The sequence below is a fragment of the Rhodopirellula sp. UBA1907 genome (assembly GCF_002337565.1).
Taxonomy (GTDB): Bacteria; Planctomycetota; Planctomycetia; order Pirellulales; family Pirellulaceae; genus Rhodopirellula; species Rhodopirellula europaea.
Map to the genome: position 1 here is coordinate 60,990 of NZ_DDGH01000107.1, position 18,467 is coordinate 79,456.

The 18,467-nt window shown below is 55.6% G+C and carries 13 protein-coding genes and 1 pseudogene; 9 read left to right on the forward strand and 5 right to left on the reverse strand.

Annotation, left to right across the window (positions count from 1 at the left end):
• Positions 1 to 223 precede the first annotated feature (223 nt).
• The 4 genes from B2R17_RS26955 to B2R17_RS26970 all read left to right on the forward strand — a co-directional run bounded on the left by B2R17_RS26955 (position 224) and on the right by B2R17_RS26970 (position 5,148).
• Positions 224 to 1,876, forward strand: a complete 1,653-nt coding sequence (locus B2R17_RS26955; protein WP_286766431.1) for an alginate export family protein — start codon at positions 224 to 226, stop codon at positions 1,874 to 1,876.
• A gap of 327 nt (positions 1,877 to 2,203) precedes the next feature.
• Positions 2,204 to 3,100 (forward strand): UDP-2,3-diacylglucosamine diphosphatase, encoded by an 897-nt coding sequence (locus B2R17_RS26960; RefSeq protein WP_286766432.1) that lies wholly within the window; start codon positions 2,204 to 2,206, stop codon positions 3,098 to 3,100.
• Between the two features lie 48 nt (positions 3,101 to 3,148).
• Positions 3,149 to 4,396 (forward strand): DUF3419 family protein, encoded by a 1,248-nt coding sequence (locus B2R17_RS26965; protein ID WP_286766433.1) that lies wholly within the window; start codon positions 3,149 to 3,151, stop codon positions 4,394 to 4,396.
• A complete protein-coding gene (locus B2R17_RS26970; RefSeq protein ID WP_008667852.1) occupies positions 4,393 to 5,148 on the forward strand; it encodes a class I SAM-dependent methyltransferase in 756 nt (251 codons plus the stop codon). Before B2R17_RS26965 ends, B2R17_RS26970 begins: the two co-directional genes overlap by 4 nt.
• Positions 5,149 to 5,170: 22 nt before the next feature.
• Here the strand turns inward: B2R17_RS26970 and B2R17_RS26975 are convergent, their stop codons facing one another.
• Together B2R17_RS26975 and B2R17_RS26980 are read right to left on the reverse strand one after the other, a co-directional pair.
• Positions 5,171 to 6,238: a transporter gene (locus B2R17_RS26975; protein WP_286766434.1), complete on the reverse strand. Its 1,068-nt coding sequence runs from the start codon at positions 6,236 to 6,238 to the stop codon at positions 5,171 to 5,173.
• Between the two features lie 156 nt (positions 6,239 to 6,394).
• Positions 6,395 to 7,849, reverse strand: coding sequence for a sulfatase (locus B2R17_RS26980; RefSeq protein ID WP_286766435.1), 1,455 nt, complete (start codon positions 7,847 to 7,849; stop codon positions 6,395 to 6,397).
• A gap of 208 nt (positions 7,850 to 8,057) precedes the next feature.
• On the opposite strand from B2R17_RS26980, the gene B2R17_RS26985 reads away from it, so the two are divergent.
• The 3 genes from B2R17_RS26985 to B2R17_RS26995 are packed head-to-tail and all read left to right on the forward strand — an operon-like array spanning position 8,058 to position 12,117.
• Entirely contained in the window at positions 8,058 to 9,554 is a 1,497-nt protein-coding gene (locus B2R17_RS26985) for a sulfatase-like hydrolase/transferase (protein WP_286766436.1), read from the forward strand.
• Positions 9,551 to 9,964, forward strand: coding sequence for a (2Fe-2S) ferredoxin domain-containing protein (locus B2R17_RS26990; protein ID WP_286766437.1), 414 nt, complete (start codon positions 9,551 to 9,553; stop codon positions 9,962 to 9,964). Before B2R17_RS26985 ends, B2R17_RS26990 begins: the two co-directional genes overlap by 4 nt.
• A gap of 50 nt (positions 9,965 to 10,014) precedes the next feature.
• On the forward strand, positions 10,015 to 12,117 hold the full coding sequence (locus B2R17_RS26995; protein ID WP_286766438.1) for an FAD-dependent oxidoreductase: 2,103 nt from the start codon (positions 10,015 to 10,017) through the stop codon (positions 12,115 to 12,117).
• An 88-nt stretch (positions 12,118 to 12,205) separates the two neighbouring features.
• On the opposite strand, the gene B2R17_RS27000 is transcribed toward B2R17_RS26995, so the two are convergent.
• A complete protein-coding gene (locus B2R17_RS27000; protein WP_286766511.1) occupies positions 12,206 to 12,757 on the reverse strand; it encodes an FKBP-type peptidyl-prolyl cis-trans isomerase in 552 nt (183 codons plus the stop codon).
• 283 nt (positions 12,758 to 13,040) lie between these two features.
• On the opposite strand from B2R17_RS27000, the gene B2R17_RS27005 reads away from it, so the two are divergent.
• Entirely contained in the window at positions 13,041 to 13,340 is a 300-nt protein-coding gene (locus B2R17_RS27005) for an MTH1187 family thiamine-binding protein (RefSeq protein ID WP_286766439.1), read from the forward strand.
• 771 nt (positions 13,341 to 14,111) lie between these two features.
• Positions 14,112 to 14,567, forward strand: a complete 456-nt coding sequence (locus tag B2R17_RS27010) for a transposase (protein ID WP_286766440.1) — start codon at positions 14,112 to 14,114, stop codon at positions 14,565 to 14,567.
• Positions 14,568 to 14,767: 200 nt separating this feature from the next.
• On the opposite strand, the gene B2R17_RS27015 is transcribed toward B2R17_RS27010, so the two are convergent.
• Positions 14,768 to 17,164, reverse strand: coding sequence for a heavy metal translocating P-type ATPase (locus B2R17_RS27015; protein WP_286766441.1), 2,397 nt, complete (start codon positions 17,162 to 17,164; stop codon positions 14,768 to 14,770).
• Between the two features lie 141 nt (positions 17,165 to 17,305).
• A pseudogene (locus tag B2R17_RS27020) lies at positions 17,306 to 18,467 on the reverse strand (hypothetical protein); the annotation flags it as partial.

Genomic DNA, 18,467 nt, shown 5'->3' on the forward strand with positions numbered 1-18,467 from the left:
CGGTTGGTGGGGACGCATATTGAAACCCTTTGCACTTGCGGATTCAGCATCGCTTTGAATGCGCCGATAGCCAAAACGGGTCGCTATGAAGACTTGGATGTTGAGTTCGTTTCATCTCCGATTCATTGCACTTCCTTTAACTCAGGCGGAAGGAACCAAGGCGATCCAAATCGATCCGGATGATTCGAATTCACAGTCCACTCCATGAAGGAGGCACAACGCCATGTCCCAACGCAACTGGAAACGCCGCTTGCTCAGTGCGATCGCGATCGCAACAGCAGCCATTTCCACTCACGCTCATGCTCAAGACACTTCCGGTCTCGAACCGGTCGAGGTCCTCGTATTTCAACAGGACTCGGGGGCTCTCACGGAACCTGGTCCTTCGCCGACTTCTCCGACGGAAGAGCCCGCTGCTTCCTCGATTGTTGATTCGCAGTCACCAATCGCGGAACCAGTCGTAGACTCGTCCACGTACTCGGACCCATACGCTTCGTACTCCGCACCCTGCACCTGCTGTGCAAACGGTTGCTGCACGAAGAAGAAGAAAGAAGCTGCGATGGCAAAGATGAAAGGTGCCTATCAAGGCGTCTTTTATGCCAACGACTTCAGCTACCTCGATGACCCTTGCTACGACGGCCCATCGTTCTTCGGCGACTCGCTGAAGGGAATGCTAAATGGAACGCTAGACGTTGGTGGCGAAGCACGTGTGCGTTACCACAATGAACGCAACCACCGCGGATTGGGACCGACTGGACTGGGATTGACTCAGAATAGCGATCAATTCTGGCTAACGCGTTACCGCATGTTCGCGAACTGGCGTTTGTCTGAGAACGTTCGATTCTACGGCGAATACCTCTATGCGGATTCAGGTGGTGAGCTTTTCAATAATCGTCCCATCGAAGAGAACCGCGGCGAAGCACAAAACCTATTCCTAGAAGCGAAACTCACGGACAACCTTAGCGTTCGTGGCGGTCGCCAAGAATTGTTGTTGGGTGCTCAGCGTTTGGTCTCGCCGTTGGATTGGGCCAACACTCGTCGTACCTTTGATGGTGTGCGTGCGACCTACGCAAACAAAGACGGTTCGATCGATGCGTTCTACACCCACCCCGTGAAACGCACCGCAGCCTACGAAGACAAGTGGGATGCCACGAACCAAGATGTTCAGTTCTTTGGTGCGTACATGACCCGCAAGGACACTTGGCTCGGACAGTGGGAAAACTACTACCTCGGTTTGAACAACGATGTGGGTGATTTCGATTATCACACCATTGGCAGCCGCGTCGTTGGCAAAACCGATTCAAACTGGATGTACGAGTACGAAGGTGGCACGCAGTTCGGAACGAACAGCGACGGCACCGACCACGGCGCCGGTTTCTTAACCGGAGGCCTAGGACGTCAAATCGCCCTGACCAAGGACTGGAAACCAACCATTTGGTTCTGGTACGACTACGCGTCCGGTGGCGACGATTCGCTTCGTGGCGGAGACGGATTCGATCACCTGTTTCCGTTGGCTCACAAGTACAACGGTTTCATGGACTTGTTTGGTCGCCGCAACTTGCATGACATCAATGCTCAGTTCATCACGCCATTCTTCGGCGAGAAAGTCAAACTGTTGCTTTGGTATCACTACTTCATGCTGGACGAGAAAACGACTCCGTTCGACGTAGTGATGAACCCGTACAATGCAAATAACCCTGCGGGCGATCGCGAACTCGGGCACGAAATTGATGTCTTGTTCCAGATCGCGCTCAACCCACGCAACAGTGCTTTGATCGGCTACTCGTACTTCAATTCGGGCAAGTACTACAGCACCACCGCCGGTGTGCAGGACTTGGACGCCGACTTCTTCTACTTCCAGTATCAAATGCGATTCTAGGTCGCGACTTCGGAAGCCAAGAAAGCAATTCGATCGCCCGGTGTGTCTCACATCGGGCGATCTTTTTATGCGCGATGATGTTCCGGTTGTCGCGCCGGATTGCGACGTCGATTCGATTCAGGAACACGGGGTTCTGTCTTGGTTGGGAACTTTCCTGCAACCCGCATCGAGCGTTAACAAGAACGTCACACTCGGTTGATACTCTTCGCTCGAAATCAATTTCAAGCAACGGTCGACCAACGCTGGATTCCACACCGGTGACTCAACGCAGGATCTGTTTGAGTCGTGGTCGGACGTTCCCATCCCTTCCAAGCCAAGGACGGTGGCATGCAGAGGCCCGCCCCGACGTCGGTCCGGACCCTCTTGGTAAGCGATGTGCATCTCGGATCGAAGCATTCGCGTGCCGAAGAGTTTCTGGTGTTTCTGCGTCAGTTCCAGCCCGAGTCGTTGTACTTGGTTGGGGACTTCATCGATGGCTGGAAGATCAACACGGGTTGGCACTGGTCGAGTGTTTGCGACGAGATCATTGCTCATCTGATTAGCCTGGCTCGACGCGGCACAAAGATTCATTACGTCGCCGGCAACCATGACGCATTTCTACGCAACCCGGCTTTTCGGGCAGGGTGTTTGGCGACGTTGCCACGATTTGAAGTCGGCAATGAGTTCGTTTTGGAAACCGTAGCGGGCTGGAAGTTTCTGATCACGCACGGTGATCTTTTCGATTGCGTCGAGAGCAACGTTCCTTGGTTGTCCAAGGGGACGACAGCGGTCTATGACGCGTGCTTGAGTATGAACCGTTTGTGCCATCGAGCATGGCAACCGAGCGATCGCAATCCCTATGGGGTTTGCTCGGTTCTTAAAGACCGAGTCAAGCGTTGGATTCGCTTCGTTAGCGATTTCGAAACTCGCATTCTGGATCACGCGAAACAACGCGAATGCAATGGAGTCATCTGCGGTCACATCCACACGCCTGACATCGTGAGCAGCGATTCGATGTGGTACTGCAACACGGGCGATTGGGTCGAGAACTGCACCGGGCTGGTGGAACGCCACGATGGTCAACTGCACTTGGTCCGACGCTACGACGAGGATTTGTTCCTCCGTCTGCCAGCACATGAAGAATCCATTCGTCGGTGTTTCGATGACAGCGAAACGGCCGACGTCGAAGCAAACGAACTCGTCTCGGTCAACGGCGAAACGGCATCGCACGGTTACGCCGCTTGACGCATTGAATCACTCGGTATTTCTTAATCAATCGAAAGACAACTCCGCATGGTCGCAAATTGGCTCGGCAACAAGTGCTTCAAAGTCGTTCACCAAAAGAACCTCGTTTACAACACTTGTTGGGAAGATCCTCGGATTGACCGGCAAGCTCTTTCGCTGGGATCGGACGATTCTGTTCTGGTGATCACCTCCGCCGGTTGCAATGCGTTGGACTATGCACTGCAGGCCCCCAAGTCCGTTCACGCGGTGGACATGAACCCGCTGCAAAACGCGTTGTTGGAACTGAAGTGCGCCTCCATTCGCACGCTGAAATACCAAGACTTCTTCGACGTGTTTGGTCGCGGTTACCATTCCGATTGGCAATCACTCTATCACAATCATGTTCGCGGTTCGTTGACGCCGGACGCACGTGCGATTTGGGACCGACGTTTGGACTTCTTTGATGGGACGTCTCGCCGGAAGAGTTTTTTCTTTCGCGGCACATCGGGATTGTTCGCTTGGTTGGTCAACGGCTACCTGAAACGTCCCGCCGGTTTGAAGGAAGCGATCGCGGAGCTGCTGCAAGCGGAATCGGTGGATCAACAGCGAGAGATCTATCAGGAACGCGACATCAATCGGTTGCTCTGGAGCAAACCGCTTCGTTGGGCGTTGCGTCGTGACACAACGCTGGCGATGCTCGGTGTCCCCCGCAGTCAACGCAACCAGCTCGATCAATGCTATCCCGGTGGTATCGGTGGGTTCATCCAAGACCGGATCGAAGCGGTGTTTAAAACGCTGCCGCTTCGTGACAACTACTTTTGGCGAGTCTACCTGACGGGGAGCTACACGCCTGATTGTTGCCCGGAATATCTCAAAGAGGAGAACTTTGAAACGCTGAAAGGTGGTTTGGTCGATCGCGTTCACACGCACACCAACACGGTCGAAGGCTTCTTGACCGGCCATGATCAGCCCATCTCGCGATTTGTGTTGCTTGATCACATGGATTGGTTGTACGACCGATATCCCGAGTTGTTGGCATCTGAGTGGCAAAGCATTCTGAATCGCGCCACTTCCGACGCTCGCGTTTTGTGGAGAAGTGCGGCGTTGGCGGTCGACTTTGTCAATCCTTTGATGTTGCAGCATGAAGGCAGCCAAGTCCAATTGGGCGATCTGCTTCATTACCATGAGGAATTGGCGACATCCCTGCACGCTCGCGACCGGGTTCACACCTATGGCAGCTTCTATATCGCTGATCTATTCGGACGCTCCTCCGGTGAAGTCGGCACGACGCCCGCGTCCGCTGGAGTCGCAGCATGAGTGAAGCCATCAAACCCTCGTCTCGTTTTGACGATCTCAAAGTCCTTTGGCACCTGTTGGTTCGTCCCGTTCGCGGTGACACTCACGGCGAACGATTGGAAAGTTTTTACGAAGGCCAGGCGTCGCACTATGATTCGTTTCGTGCGAGGCTTCTGCACGGCCGGTCAGAATTGATGTCGTGGGTGGACTTCCCTGAGGACGGTGTGTGGGTCGATTTCGGTGCGGGTACCGGACACAATTTGTTCTCCGTGGAAGAACAGTCGAAGGCCCTTTCCGAGGTTCACTTGGTCGATCTTTCGCAATCACTTTTGAAGGTCGCCTCGGAGCGGATTGAGGAGCGTGAACTCAAAAATGTGACGCTGCATCATGCGGATGCGACCAAGTTTGAACTGCCTGAAAACAGCGTGGACGTCGTCACGTTTTCGTATTCGTTGACGATGATTCCGGATTGGTTCGAGAGCGTTTTAATTGCCCGGCGAATCCTCAAGCCAGGCGGAATCATCGCCGTGACCGACTTTCACGTTTCACGAAAACATGCCGCGGCAACGAGTCGCCAACATGGTTGGCTGCGTCGGACATTTTGGTCGCTTTGGTTCGCGTCGGACAATGTCTACTTGTCCAGCGATCATCTTGCGATGCTCAGCCGCCAATTCGAGACCGAACGTTGCGACGAGCGGTTGGGAAGCGTTCCCTACATGCCGCTCATCAAGGCACCGTATTACTTGTTCCTCGGTCGGAAGCCAACCAGTTGAGGAGCGATAGTACTTCGTTCGCTCACCAAGCCTTGGACCAACTCGCGATGACGGAGTAGTCCGTTTCGAGTTGGATGCCGTCGAGGTCTTGTGCGATGGTGGGAACGATTTCAAAGTTGAGGTAGTGCCCGTGAGCCATCAACTGGGTGCCGATTCCGAGGTTGTACCAGTAACCGCCTCGGAATTCTTCGACGTTGGTTGAGATCACCAAATTGTCGGCTGAAGAGTCGGATCCTTCGTAATCGGTACGCCAAAAATGCTCACCGCGGAGCGAGACTGACCAGTTGTCTGTCAGCAGAACGCTGGTCCATGAGTTCAGACGAAACTCATCGCTGACGCTGTACCCACGGTAGTTGCGACCGATAGGCAAGTCGGTTTGGAACTGAACCCCGCCGCTCCACCATTCGCGGAAGTACTTCCATGTGACGCCTGGACGAGCGTTGAATGTGCCGCTGCCAAGTCGCATTGGATACGGCAACGGTTGCGACATCAGCCCATCCGTCGGTGCGGTCGTTTCGCGATAGATGTCACCGGTCGGAACCGAGCAACCCAGATTGAAGAGCAAGTCCTGCGAATCGGTGCTGTAGAGCCGTAGCAATGCGCCCAGCGAGGTGTCGCCAAAGCCACTGTTGTGCGTTGTGAATTCACCACCTCGGCCGGCCGGGTTTCCGTCGCCGCGAATGTGGTCCATGGTCAACGCGGGCATCATCAGCATTGTGTACAGCGTGATGTCATCCGACGCGCCGTACATGATGTGTGCCATGTGCATTTCCATGGTCATTTGCGTCGGGGTTGCTCCACCGTTGGTTTGAATTCCTTCGACGGTGATTCCGCCGGGAGGGCCTGCCGGCCCAATTGCGTCTTGATCGCTGATGGTGGTTTCGCCGATGCGATTGTCTTCCATGGACATGACCAGGTACTTGTACTCGACCATCCACTCGCCTTTTCCATGCAAGTGGTCACCCATGATGCCAGCGGGTGCGTGCTTGTCCGCCAAGCTTTTTCGACCTGGGTGATCCGCGTGGGCCACGGTAGAAAAGAGGGCGAGAAAAACGCTGGTCGCTGTGAAACTGAGTCGCATATCGAGCATCCTGGGGACAATGAATACATTCCCTGGAATCGGATGAATTGGGACGAGCGCACTGTTCAGTTTGCTCGGAAGCCAATACCCGCATAGGCCACAAGGTTTGCCATCATTTTGGCAGCCAGTTCCGCTGAAACAACTCTCAACACAAAACCGTGAGCATCACTTGGCGATTGGGAAGCGGGCGTTTTGTTGTTGGAGTGTCCGCTGCAATTCACGTCGCAACTGCGATGTGAGCTCCGTTTGTTCGGCGGACATATCTTTCTGTTCGCCGATGTCGCTGGAAAGATCGTAGAGCTCCACTCGATTGTCCTCCGTGAATTGCAACAGCTTGTACCGGCCACGTCGAATTGCAGACTGCGGGCGAGTCCGGCTGGTAGCAAAATCATCGATGCTGATCGAGTCTGGTGCTTTGGCAAACCCTTTCTCGGGATGGTAGTACGGAAAATGCCAAATCAGGGAACGTGGTTCGCCGGTTGCTGAGGACTTGCCACGCAACGAGTTAGCAAAGCTTTCTCCATCACACTTCGGTGGATTACCGCCCGACCAGTCGACTATTGTGGGTAGCAAGTCGTACCCGATCACCGGACGTTTAATTTCAGTTTGTGGTTGGACAACATCCGGCCAGCGAACGATCATCGGCACACGAATGCCACCTTCGTACAGGTTCCATTTGGAACCTCGCAGCGGTGCGTTGGCGGTGTACTCCGGATGACCACCGTTGTCGGAACAGAAAACCACGATGGTCCGATCGGCTTGTCCGGATTCCTCCAGTGAATCAAGGATTTGGCCAACGTGATGGTCGAACGTTTCTAAGAAGGCGGCGTATTCGATCCGGTTCTTTCGCTTCTTCGAATCGGAGGGAACCCGAGCATCATACTTTTCTCGCAGCCATTGGCACGGCGTTCGGACTGGCGTGTGTACATAAAACGAAGACGCCATCGCGAAGTACGGACGGTCGTGTTCCTGTCGAAGAAAGTCAGCGACACGCTGGACCATGGAATCAGACGCGAATTTTCCAACCTCGGTGATCGTTTCGATGGGTGAACGTTTCCAGTCGTAAGGATGCGCTCCGTAGTCTTCCTCGGCGATCTCGAACCCTTGCTTCACCGGGCCGTGTGTGGGGCTCCATCCCAAATAACGTTCATGGTGAGAGCTGACGTGCCACTTGCCAAAGAACGCGGTTTGATAACCCTCATCTTTCAAGCACTCGGCGATGGTTCGCTCTTTGAGCGGCAGATTCAGTGTCAACGGAGGTGCTGACATTGGTGTTGGGAAGTCGATCTTCTGCCGTCCCGGTTCATTCTTGGTGACAAATTCGAACTGCAGTCGAGCGGGTGTCTTGCCGGTCAGAATCGATGCCCGTGAGGCGGAACAAATGGGGGCGGGCGAATACGCTTGAGTGAAGCGGGCACCCTCGGATGCCAACCGATCCAGATGAGGTGTGTCATGCCACGGGTGCCCGTAGCAGCCAAGGTCCGACCACGCCAAGTCATCCGCCAGGATGAACAAGATGTTCGGGCTATCCCCGTCGTCGGCCACCGCGAATGGCGAGCTTGATGCGACGAGACAACAAAAGACAGCGGCTGCCTTTGCGAGGAAGGATTGCTTGGACATTGCGTTGGATGGTGGGGAAGGTGCGTCGAAACGCGGCGGGAACACGGTGTCGCTATTGAAGGATGAACACCTGTGAAGCGACGGGGCGAGATGTTTTTCGTCTTCTTGGTCGCTGGAGTCGCTAGCATCTTGGGTGGATGCCTTGGTGTCAAATACACTGTGCCTCCCCTCAGTCCCGCCTTCCAGATTGAACCCCGCCCCAGCCAGCATGCCAGCGCCCAACCTTGCCGCGGTTTCTCGCCTCGTTTTCCTGTCGATATGTGTTTTCTTCGCCACCAAAGCTTCGCGTGCCGCTGAATCGACCCCGCCAAACATTGTGGTGATCCTGGCCGACGATATGGGCTACGGTGACATGGGATGCATGGGCAGCCAAACTTTGCAAACGCCAAACCTGGATCGATTGGCCGAGTCCGGCGTGTTGTGCTCGCAGGCCTACGTGGCCAGTGCGGTGTGTTCGCCGTCAAGAGCAGGGTTGCTGACCGGTCGTGATCCTCGGCGATTTGGCTACGAAGGCAACCTGAATGCATCGGAGGAACGCTACGCGACTCGGCCCGAGTTGTTGGGATTGCCGGTCAGCGAAAAAACGCTGGGCGACCATCTCGGCGCGGCCGGTTATGCGACTGCTTTGATTGGCAAGTGGCACTTGGGGATGGGCGAGATGCATCATCCCAATCGTCGAGGCTTCGATCATTTCTGTGGGATGCTGACCGGCAGTCATCACTACTTTCCGACGACGATGAATCACGTCATCGAACGGAACGGGCAACGTGTGGAAGATTTTTCCAATGAATACCTGACGGACTTCTTCACCGACGAAGGTTTGCGATTCATCGATCAGCACGAAGCCGCGAAACCGGATCAGCCCTGGTTTGTGTTTTACTCGTACAACGCGCCGCACACGCCGATGCACGCCACGGAAGCCGACTTGGCTCGCTTCGCAAACATTCCAAACAAGAAACGCCGGACCTACGCGGCGATGATGTTCGCGCTTGATCGCGGCGTCGGTCGAATTCGCAAGTACTTGGAAGAAACCGGGCAGTGGAAAAACACGTTGTTGGTTTTCTTTTCCGACAACGGCGGTGCGACCAACAACGGCAGTTGGAATGGGCCACTTCGAGGTGTGAAAGGATCCATGCGAGAAGGCGGGATTCGCGTGCCCATGATTTGGACTTGGCCGGCCAAGTTTCCTGCTGGCAAACGCTACGACGGCGTGATCAGTTCGCTGGACTTGCTGCCGACGTTTTGTTCCGCGGCTGGCGCTCAGCCGCTGGCACTTGCTCAACCCATGTCTCACGAAGACGCGTCCAATCGCAAACGCATGAACCGTTTGGCTGGCACACACGACGGAATTGATATGACGCCTCATTTGGTTGACGGCAGCGAACCGCCCAGTCGGCGATTGTATTGGCGATTGCAAGGTCAAGCGGCGATCTTGGATGGTACTGACAAGCTTCTACGTCCCTCGCATCGGCCGGCCGAGTTGTTTGAGGTTTCCACCGACGTCTCGGAAAGCCATGACTTGTCGGCACAGAACCCCGATCGCGTTCGCGAACTGTATGGCGAACTGGGAACGTGGGAATCCATGCTGACGACGGTTCCGTTGTGGGGATCTTCGCCGGTTTGGTCGGGGCAATCAGCGAAACACTATGACGCTTGGGAACCACGGCCCGAACCAGAAACGATGTCAGTCAAGGAGATCCCATGACCTCTGAATCAAACTCCAAATCGACAGAAGCGCTCAATCCAAGCGACCCTGAATCCTTGCGAGCGATCGCGGGCAAGCTCGGTATCCATACCGCGAAACGACATCTGTTTTTGTGTGCGGATCAGACCAAGCCCAAGTGCTGCGACAAGGAAGCCAGTTTGGAGTCGTGGAACTACCTCAAGCGAAGGCTCAAAGAACTTGGTCTGGTTGGGACTGACGCCAGTGTCATTCGCACCAAAGCCAACTGTTTGCAGGTTTGTGCGGCCGGCCCGATCGCGGTGGTCTATCCCGATGGCGTTTGGTATCGCGACTGCACTCCGGAGGTGCTCGAACGCATCATCCAAGAACATCTGATTAGTGGTGAAGTCGTGGAAGAACACTGCTTCACTCGCAACGAATTGAATCGCTGAATTGACTGCCTTGATTATCACTTGATCACAATTTCTCCCAGGACGTTTGCATGAGTCGGACAACACGAGCGAACATCGTTTTTTCATTGGTGCTGGTAATGGCCGTTTGGTCGGTGCCAACCAGAGCGGCGGATCCCGAACCGGTGGACTTGGTCGTCTACGGCGGCACCTCGGCCGGAATCGCCGCTGCGGTTCAGGCTCATCGGATGGGCAAGACGGTAATCGTGATCGAACCCAGTCAACGTGTCGGTGGTCTGACCACGGGCGGATTGGGGCAAACCGACATCGGGAACAAGGCGGCCATTGGAGGGATCGCTCGCGAGTTTTACGAAGACGTTGCGGAGTACTACCAAGACCCCGCGGCGTGGAAGTTTCAACGATCGGATGAGTATCGTGGCGGAGGTCAATCGAAAACCGCGGCGGGGGAAGCTGCCATGTGGACGTTTGAACCCAGCGCGGCGTTGTCGATCTACGAAGATTGGATTGAACGAGACGGCATCCGAGTCGACTACGGCAAACGTCTCGATCGGTCCGCAGTGACGATGACTCGTAGCCTGCCCGCTCGGATCATCGCGATTCGAATGGAGTCGGGTGAAACCTATCGGGCTCGCATGTTCATCGACGCGACCTACGAAGGCGACCTGATGGCCGCCGCGGGTGTCAGCTACACAGTGGGACGAGAGGCGAACTCGCAATACGGCGAAACGCTCAATGGTGTGCAGACCAAGATGGCGATTCATCACCAGCTTCGAAAAGGCATTGATCCGTATGTCGTTCCCGGTGATGCCAGCAGCGGGTTGCTTCCGCACATCGATCCAGAAGGGCCGGGTGAAGAAGGCGGTGCTGACCACCGGGTGCAGGCCTACTGCTTTCGGATGTGCTTGACCGACCATCCTCAGAATCGAATCCCGTTCGAAAAACCGGATGGATATCAGCCGCTGTGGTACGAGTTGATGCTTCGCAACTACGAAGCGGGTGAAGACGCTGCTCCGTGGATCAATTCTTCCATGCCCAACCGCAAGACCGACACGAACAATCGATTGGGCTTCTCAACGGACTTCATCGGACAAAACTATGACTATCCGGAAGCCAGCTACGAAGAGCGTGAAAAGATCGTCGCGGAACATCTCTTGTATCAACAAGGTTTGATGTGGACGTTGGCCAATCACCCTCGCGTTCCCGAAAACGTTCGCAAGCAAGTTTCGCGTTGGGGAATGTGCAAGGACGAATTTGTCGAGGGCAATGGCTGGCAAGACCAACTCTACATTCGCGAAGCTCGACGGATGGTCGGTGAGTATGTGATGACACAGAAGAACTGCCAAGGTTTGCCGGTCGAAGACCCGATCGGATTGGCGGCGTACACAATGGATTCGCACAACCAGCAACGCTACGTCGACGAAAACGGACACGTGCGAAACGAAGGCGATGTTCAGGTCGGTGGTTTTCCGCCATACGGAATCAGTTATCGTTCGTTGGTTCCTAAGCGGCGTGAAGTTTCCAATTTGTTGGTGCCGGTTTGTTTATCGGCCACGCACATCGCGTTTGGTTCTATCCGGATGGAACCTGTGTTTATGGTGCTTGGTCAAACAACCGCCACCGCGGCGGCGATCGCGATCGACGACCAAGTCGCGGTTCAAAATGTTGACTATGAACGATTGGCGAATCGTTTGCTGGAAGACAAGCAAGTGCTGGCATACACCGGCCCAGAAGCTAAACCTGGGATTGATCCGAAAACGCTTGATGGCATCGTCGTCGACAACTCTCAAGCCAAGACGGAAGGTGCTTGGATGGTCAGCAACTCATCGGGGCAACGCGTCGGGATGAATTACTTGCACGATAGTGACGCCAGCAAAGGCGAATGCGTTGTGGTCTATCAAGCCAAATTGAAACGACCGGGACGCTACCAGGTGAACTTGCTATGGCCGGTGCATCCCAACCGAGCCAGCAACACGTTGGTGGCAGTCACGGACGCATCGGGAAAGCAGCACGAGATTCGCGTGAATCAACGCGATTCAAAATCCGGTGGTCGAGCGAAACTAGGTGAGTTTGAATTCGACGCATCCGCGGTCGTCGAGATCAGAAACGACGATTCAGATGGCTACGTCATCGCGGATGCGGTGCAGTTCATTCCGGGCGCCGGTGCCAGCGAATGAGGTTGCGAATTTCTTCGGCCTGAACAATTTCTTCGGCACGAACGCTGAAGCTGAGGTTGAAGCTTCGTAGACCGATCCGCTCGGGCGTCTACTTCACGCTTTCGAGTTCGACGATGAAGTGCAGAATCGCGTGAGCGGGGATGGATCCAGGCGAGCCACGTTCGCCGTATCCAAGATAGGATGGCACCCACAGTTCGATCATCCCGCCTTCGCCGATGAGTTGCATCCCTTCCGTCCATCCAGCGATGACGCCGTCCAACGGAAAGGTGGTTGCTTCACCGCGGTCATAGGAATTGTCAAAGACTTTGCCGTTGTTGAGCCAGCCTCGGTAGTGGACCGAAACGGTGTCAAAGGCCGTCGGTTTTTTGCCGTCCGATTTTCGAAGGATCCGATATTTCAGACCGGAGCTAGTTTCGGTGAACTCCAGGGACGCGTCCGAGTCCATGGGGCCCGTGCCAGCTTGCAATTCAGGCCGGTCGACAAACGAAACAAAGTTCGGTTTCGGCGGCTGGGCTTCTGGGAAATCGGGGATCGTTGGTTCAGATACGATCGGCGGGGTGGATGGTGCCGTGGAGCGACACGCGGGAACGACGATCAGCATGCCCAACAGGCACACTGGCAACCAAGTCTTCATTTCCACTTTCACGCTCCGGTCTTGCATCCTGCATTCCTCCGACACGACCGCCGGAAATGAACCTTGCTTTCATATTTCGATCCGACGGTAGCGAAATCGGGTGGTTCTCGAAAGTCCGATCTTTTCTGGGTGATCGCGTCGAATTTGCGAGAACGCAGGCGAATCTGGTTGTTCGTTCCAGACTTGAATTACAGGATGGACGACGATGGGCGGTGCCGTTGAAGTCACGACCGCGTAAACTCAAAGGGCAATCAACCGAACGAGCCAAAGAGTGAGGGATTTAATTGAGATGAAAGTCATTGTCGATTTATGTGTCGTCCCGATGGGCGTGGGAGTTTCGGTGGGCAAGTACGTTGCCGAGTGCCAGAAAGTATTGGAAGAAGCTGGCTTGGAACACCAACTTCACGCGTATGGCACGAACATCGAAGGTGAGTGGGACGAAGTGTTCGCGGCGATCAAGGTTTGCCACGAACGTGTGCACGCGATCGGTGCTCCACGCATCACGACCAGCATCAAAGTCGGAACGCGTACCGATCGCGAGCAGAGCATGCAGGACAAAATCGATAGCGTGGTCGGGAAGAAGCTTTAGATCCTGGCAATAGGGCAGAGGAAATTGGAGGGACTATGTTGATTCCAAAATCCAAACCAACGCTCGAACTTCGGTCCGCGTTGATCGGTGAGGTCGGCTTGAGAGAGACAAATCGTGCGGAGTGTGGTCTCACAACAATATCGTTTCAAAGCCTTGAGTTCCCAAATCGGCACGTGTGGATTGACACTGACTTAGGGGGTGAGATCTCGGTCGATCTGGAAGACTGGTCAATTGACGAAACGTGGGACAATGCCGTCGCCAGTTTCGTTGCATGCAATATCGAGTCCGCTTCCATGGTGACAGCACGCTGGCTTCAAGGAGAGGATCTGAAGTCGTGCCGAAACACAAATGGTTTGCGCGAGTCTCGTAGGCCGGATCAAGGAACGAGGTGACGGAACTCCGGCGGCGAATCTTGTCGCGGTGACGGTGCTTGCTGGATTGCCGTGTGGGACCGGAGGGCTTGCGCCCTACCGCTAGCAGGAATGGGGATTTGGTTGACCGAAGACTTGAAGGGAGCGAGATTTTGTTAGCGGAGTGGCGCAAGCCGCCCGGTGCCGGTCTTCGCATTTTCAGTTGACGTACTAAGCGATCCGGGAAGGAAATGAGTTCTCTGTTTACCAGGTAGAATACAAGCGGCACTGTACGGCTTGCGCCGGTAGCACTGAAGAGTGAGCAACGTGTCCGAACTGAACCGCTCATTTCACGAGGAGTTTGAGGTTGCAAGGCGACCCAATTGCATCCTTTTTGACTTGGACGTGCTATGGAACCTGGATGCCAGGTGATGATCGCGGCTGGACCAAGTGGCATCGCGGGGACCAGGTGCCGCAACCTCGGCTCGCGAATTGGTGTCGTGGCCAAATGGTTGATTCGGCAGTCATTTTGTCACCAGAGCAACGAACAATGATCGAATCCGTCGTTCGCGAACATTGCGAAAAGCGGTGTTGGTTTCTGCACGCTGTCAATTGTCGAACCAACCATTGTCATGTTGTTGTGACGGCACCGAACTACGACGGTGAGAAGGTTCGAGATCAATTGAAGTCATGGGGCAAGCGGCGGATGAAAGAACGTGAGCGTCAGTTGGGTGTCGCTGAAGAATGCGTGCGTGATCGCTGGTGGACGCGGAAGGGAAGTGTGAGATATTTGTTTGATGAGGATTCGCTTGCGGCTGCGACAACGTACGCGTCGGAAGCTCAAGACGTAGGCGGTTCGAGTGCGAACTCGTTGTGACTCAGCGTTGTGACTCAGCGATGTGAGTCCGACGTTGGTTTGGTGGTTGCGTGCGGAACCGGAGGGCTCGCGCCCTGCCGCTAACAAAGTCAATGCGTGTGGGACCGGAGGGCTTGCGCCCTGCCGCTAACAGAGTCAGACGCGAACCGCCTCGTGCCGCACTTCTCAGTACGAACGTGAACTCAAGGCTCGTCATCAATTTAGTTCGGTGCGTTCAGCTGGATGGTGCGGAGTCGGAGGGCGTTGCCGATGACGGAGACGCTGCTGAAGCTCATCGCGGCGGCGGCGATCATGGGGCTGAGCAAGATTCCAAAGAACGGATACAGCAGACCGGCCGCGATGGGGATTCCCAAGGCGTTGTACGCGAACGCGAAAAATAGGTTTTGGCGGATGTTTCGCATCGTCTTTTGGCTGAGCTGTTTCGCGGCGACCACGCCTCGCAAGTCACCGCCGACCAATGTCACTCCAGCCGATTCCATCGCAACGCTGGTTCCGGTTCCCATTGCGATTCCGACATTGGATGCGGCCAGGGCCGGTGCATCGTTGATGCCGTCACCACACATCGCAACCGTTTTGCCCTCTTGTTTGAGTTGCTGAACATAGTCGTGTTTGGCTTCCGGTGACACGTTCGCTCGGAAGTCATCGATCCCAAGTTGTTGGGCCACGGCCTCGGCGGTGGATCGAGCGTCGCCGGTCAGCATTACGACTTGCAGTCCCAATGAGTGCAAGGCTTTGATCGCATCACGCGTGCTCGGCTTGATTGGATCCTTGATGACGATGATTGCGGCGAGCGAGCGATCGATAGCGACGTAGACCACCGTGGCTGCGTCCGCCTGGTACTGTTCCGCTTGATCGTGCACGGCGTCCAAGCCCGCCACATTCAGATCGGACAACCAATTGGGGTTGCCGATCGCAACCTGTTTGCCATCGACCTGTGCAAACACGCCTTTCCCAGTCGTGCTTTGAAAATCCTTTGTGACACGTTTTTGAGTGTCGACGGAGTCTGCGTATTCGACGATCGCTCGGCCGAGCGGATGTTCGCTGGATTGTTCCACCGCGGCGGCAATCGACAAGACATCGGATTCGCTCCAGTCGCCTTGCGGTTCGATTGCGGTGACCGTGGGACACCCCTTGGTGAGCGTTCCCGTTTTGTCCACCACGACGGTATCGACCTTTTCCATGATCTCCAGGATTTCCGCATCGCGAATCAAGACGCCTTCTTTGGCACCCCGTCCCACGCCCACCATGACTGACATGGGAGTGGCTAGCCCCAGTGCACACGGGCAGGCGATGATCAAAACGGCGATCGCAGATACGAAGGCGTAGGCCAGCGAAGGTTTAGGGCCAAACATTGACCACGCGATGAACGCGAGAATGGAACTGAGGATGACGGCTGGCACAAAGTACTGGGCCACTTGATCGACCAGTTTTTGAATTGGGGCTTGGCTGCGTTGAGCGTCGGCGACCATTTGCACGATCCGGTGCAGGACCGTGTCGCTGCCCACTTGTGTGGCTGTCATCTCCAACGAACCCGATTGATTGAGCGTTCCGCCGGTGAGCGTGTCGCCTTCGTTCTTTTCAACCGGGACTGGTTCGCCCGTCAGCATTGATTCGTCAACCCGCGAGGATCCGCTGGTGACTTCGCCGTCGACGGGGATCTTCTCGCCTGGTCGAATTCGCAAGCGGTCGCCCGATTGAATTTCGTCGAGGGAGACATCTTGTTCGTCGTCCCCATCGATTCGATGGGCAATGTCAGGAGTGAGCTGCATCAGTTCGCGGATCGCACCGCCGGTTTGTTGGCGAGCTCGCAGTTCGAGGACTTGGCCGAGCAGCACCAGTGTGATGATCACCGCGGCCGCTTCGAAGTACAGCGGCGGTCGGTCGGCTTCGTAGAAAGCAGCGGGGATCCAGTCGGGAAGCAGAATCGCGAGGACGCTGAACCCAAACGCGGCCAATGATCCCAACGCGATCAAGGAAAACATATTGAGGTTCCAAGATCGAAACGATTTGGCACCGCGAACAAGAAGGGGCCATCCGCACCAGAATACGACGGGCGTCGCGAGTGCGAATTGCAGCCAGCCGTTGATGCTGGGCGAGATCCAGCGATTGATGGGAAGGCCGATCATAGGCCCCATCGACAGGATCAACAGCGGAACCGAAAGAGCGACGCCGATCCAGAACCGGCGTTTCATATCGTTGTACTGGGCTTCGTCTCCCGAAGACGTCGGATCAACGAACTTGGGTTCCAAATCCATCCCGCAGATCGGGCAGTCTCCCGGGCCGATCTGTTCGATCTCCAGGTGCATTGGACAGGTGTAGACGGCTTCGGGATCGGCGGTCGTGCTGGGTTGGGACTTGCCATGCGAGCCGCCACCACAGCAAGTCGGTTTGGTTCCGCAGCAGTCCGACGATTTGGAATCAGCGTTTTTTGTCTTTCGAGATTCCAGAACACCATCGGGGTCAGCTTCAAACTTTTTCTGGCAGCCAGCACAGCAAAAGTAGAAGGTTCGGCCGTCGTGACGACTGGAGAGAGACTTGGCTGGATCCACCGACATGCCGCAGACGGGGTCGATGGCTTGGATTTCGGTAGGATTCATTGCGTTGGCTTGGGAAGGAGGTATCCCTGCAGCTTACGCAATTCTCATTCCGACTGTTCTGTGGGCAGTTGGGCGACGGTCTTGGAAGACCATCGTACGGGTGATGCATGGCGACGGTCTTGGGTGACCATGGTGGGTGGACTAGCGGACGACGAGGGTGAGCCAGCCGTCTTGGGCGTCGATGCCGATGACCTTGGCGGAGCGGCCCGCGAGTGCGGGTAGCTGCAGCGTTGATGGAAGTGTCCATTCGCGATGAAGAAGCGTCATCGGGAACAGCTTGTCAAAGCCTTCTTCGATGTTGGCTTTGATGGCGGTTTGTGAAAGCGTCAAGCGACGGCCACCAGGGAATTTCAAATCGATGTCTTCGTCGCGAATCAGGATCATGCGTCCGTCTTCGGTGATCGCGGGACGATACACCGCGGAAACTTCCAATCGGCGATCCAGTTCCCGGTCGCCTTGAGCAAAGCGATCGCCACGCAACCCGATTCGAAGGGTTTGGTCGCGAGCTTCGAAGTAGACCGGACGGAACCCGGAGAAGTCGACTTCGAACGATTCTGCTGGCTCGTCGTCGGTCACATCCGTTTCCGCGGACGCGTCTTTGTCCGAAGGGATGCCGAACGAACTGGTGAGGTCGCGCAGTTTTTCTGGCGTGAATGTTTCTCCGGCCAACAACTTCATCACGGTGTTGTTGAGAATGCTTTCGTGCACCTGGATCGCGGCGCTGTAGCCACCGGGGTAGGTTCCCGATGAGGTCGCGGTTCGAACCATCGACAGGGATGGGCCTTCACCCGGGGCAGACAACCCGAACGGTCGCCGCATGGTCGCTCGCACATGCACTGCATCGGTGGTCGATCCGATGGTGCGAGTCGGTGCGGGGAGGTCCAGTCGACGCAACCATGGGCGCATCTTCGCATCGAGGTCTGGGAACGTGCGAGACGCCTCTTCGTCGGTTTGTTGGCGAAAGCCTTCGAGCACGCGGTCTTGTAGTTTTCTGCGAGAGATCGCTTCGGCTTGCGGTTTCATCTCGGCCGCTTTCTTCGAAGCGATTTTGCGAACGAGTTTGAGCGGATGATTGATTTGATTGATCTGCGTCGAAAGGCTGGCTGTTGCGATTGGCTCGCCAGCAAAGACTCGCTTTTCGGTGATGACAAATTGTCGAGCCGCGTAGACTTGACCGAAGCCGGATGATCGTAGAGTGACCGGCCCGTTGTAGCCTTTCGTTGATGTCGAAAATTGTCCGTCGAGTCGAATGAGCAAACGGATGTTTCCCTCGGACGGTAGCAGCGAACCAGTGACGTTCCCG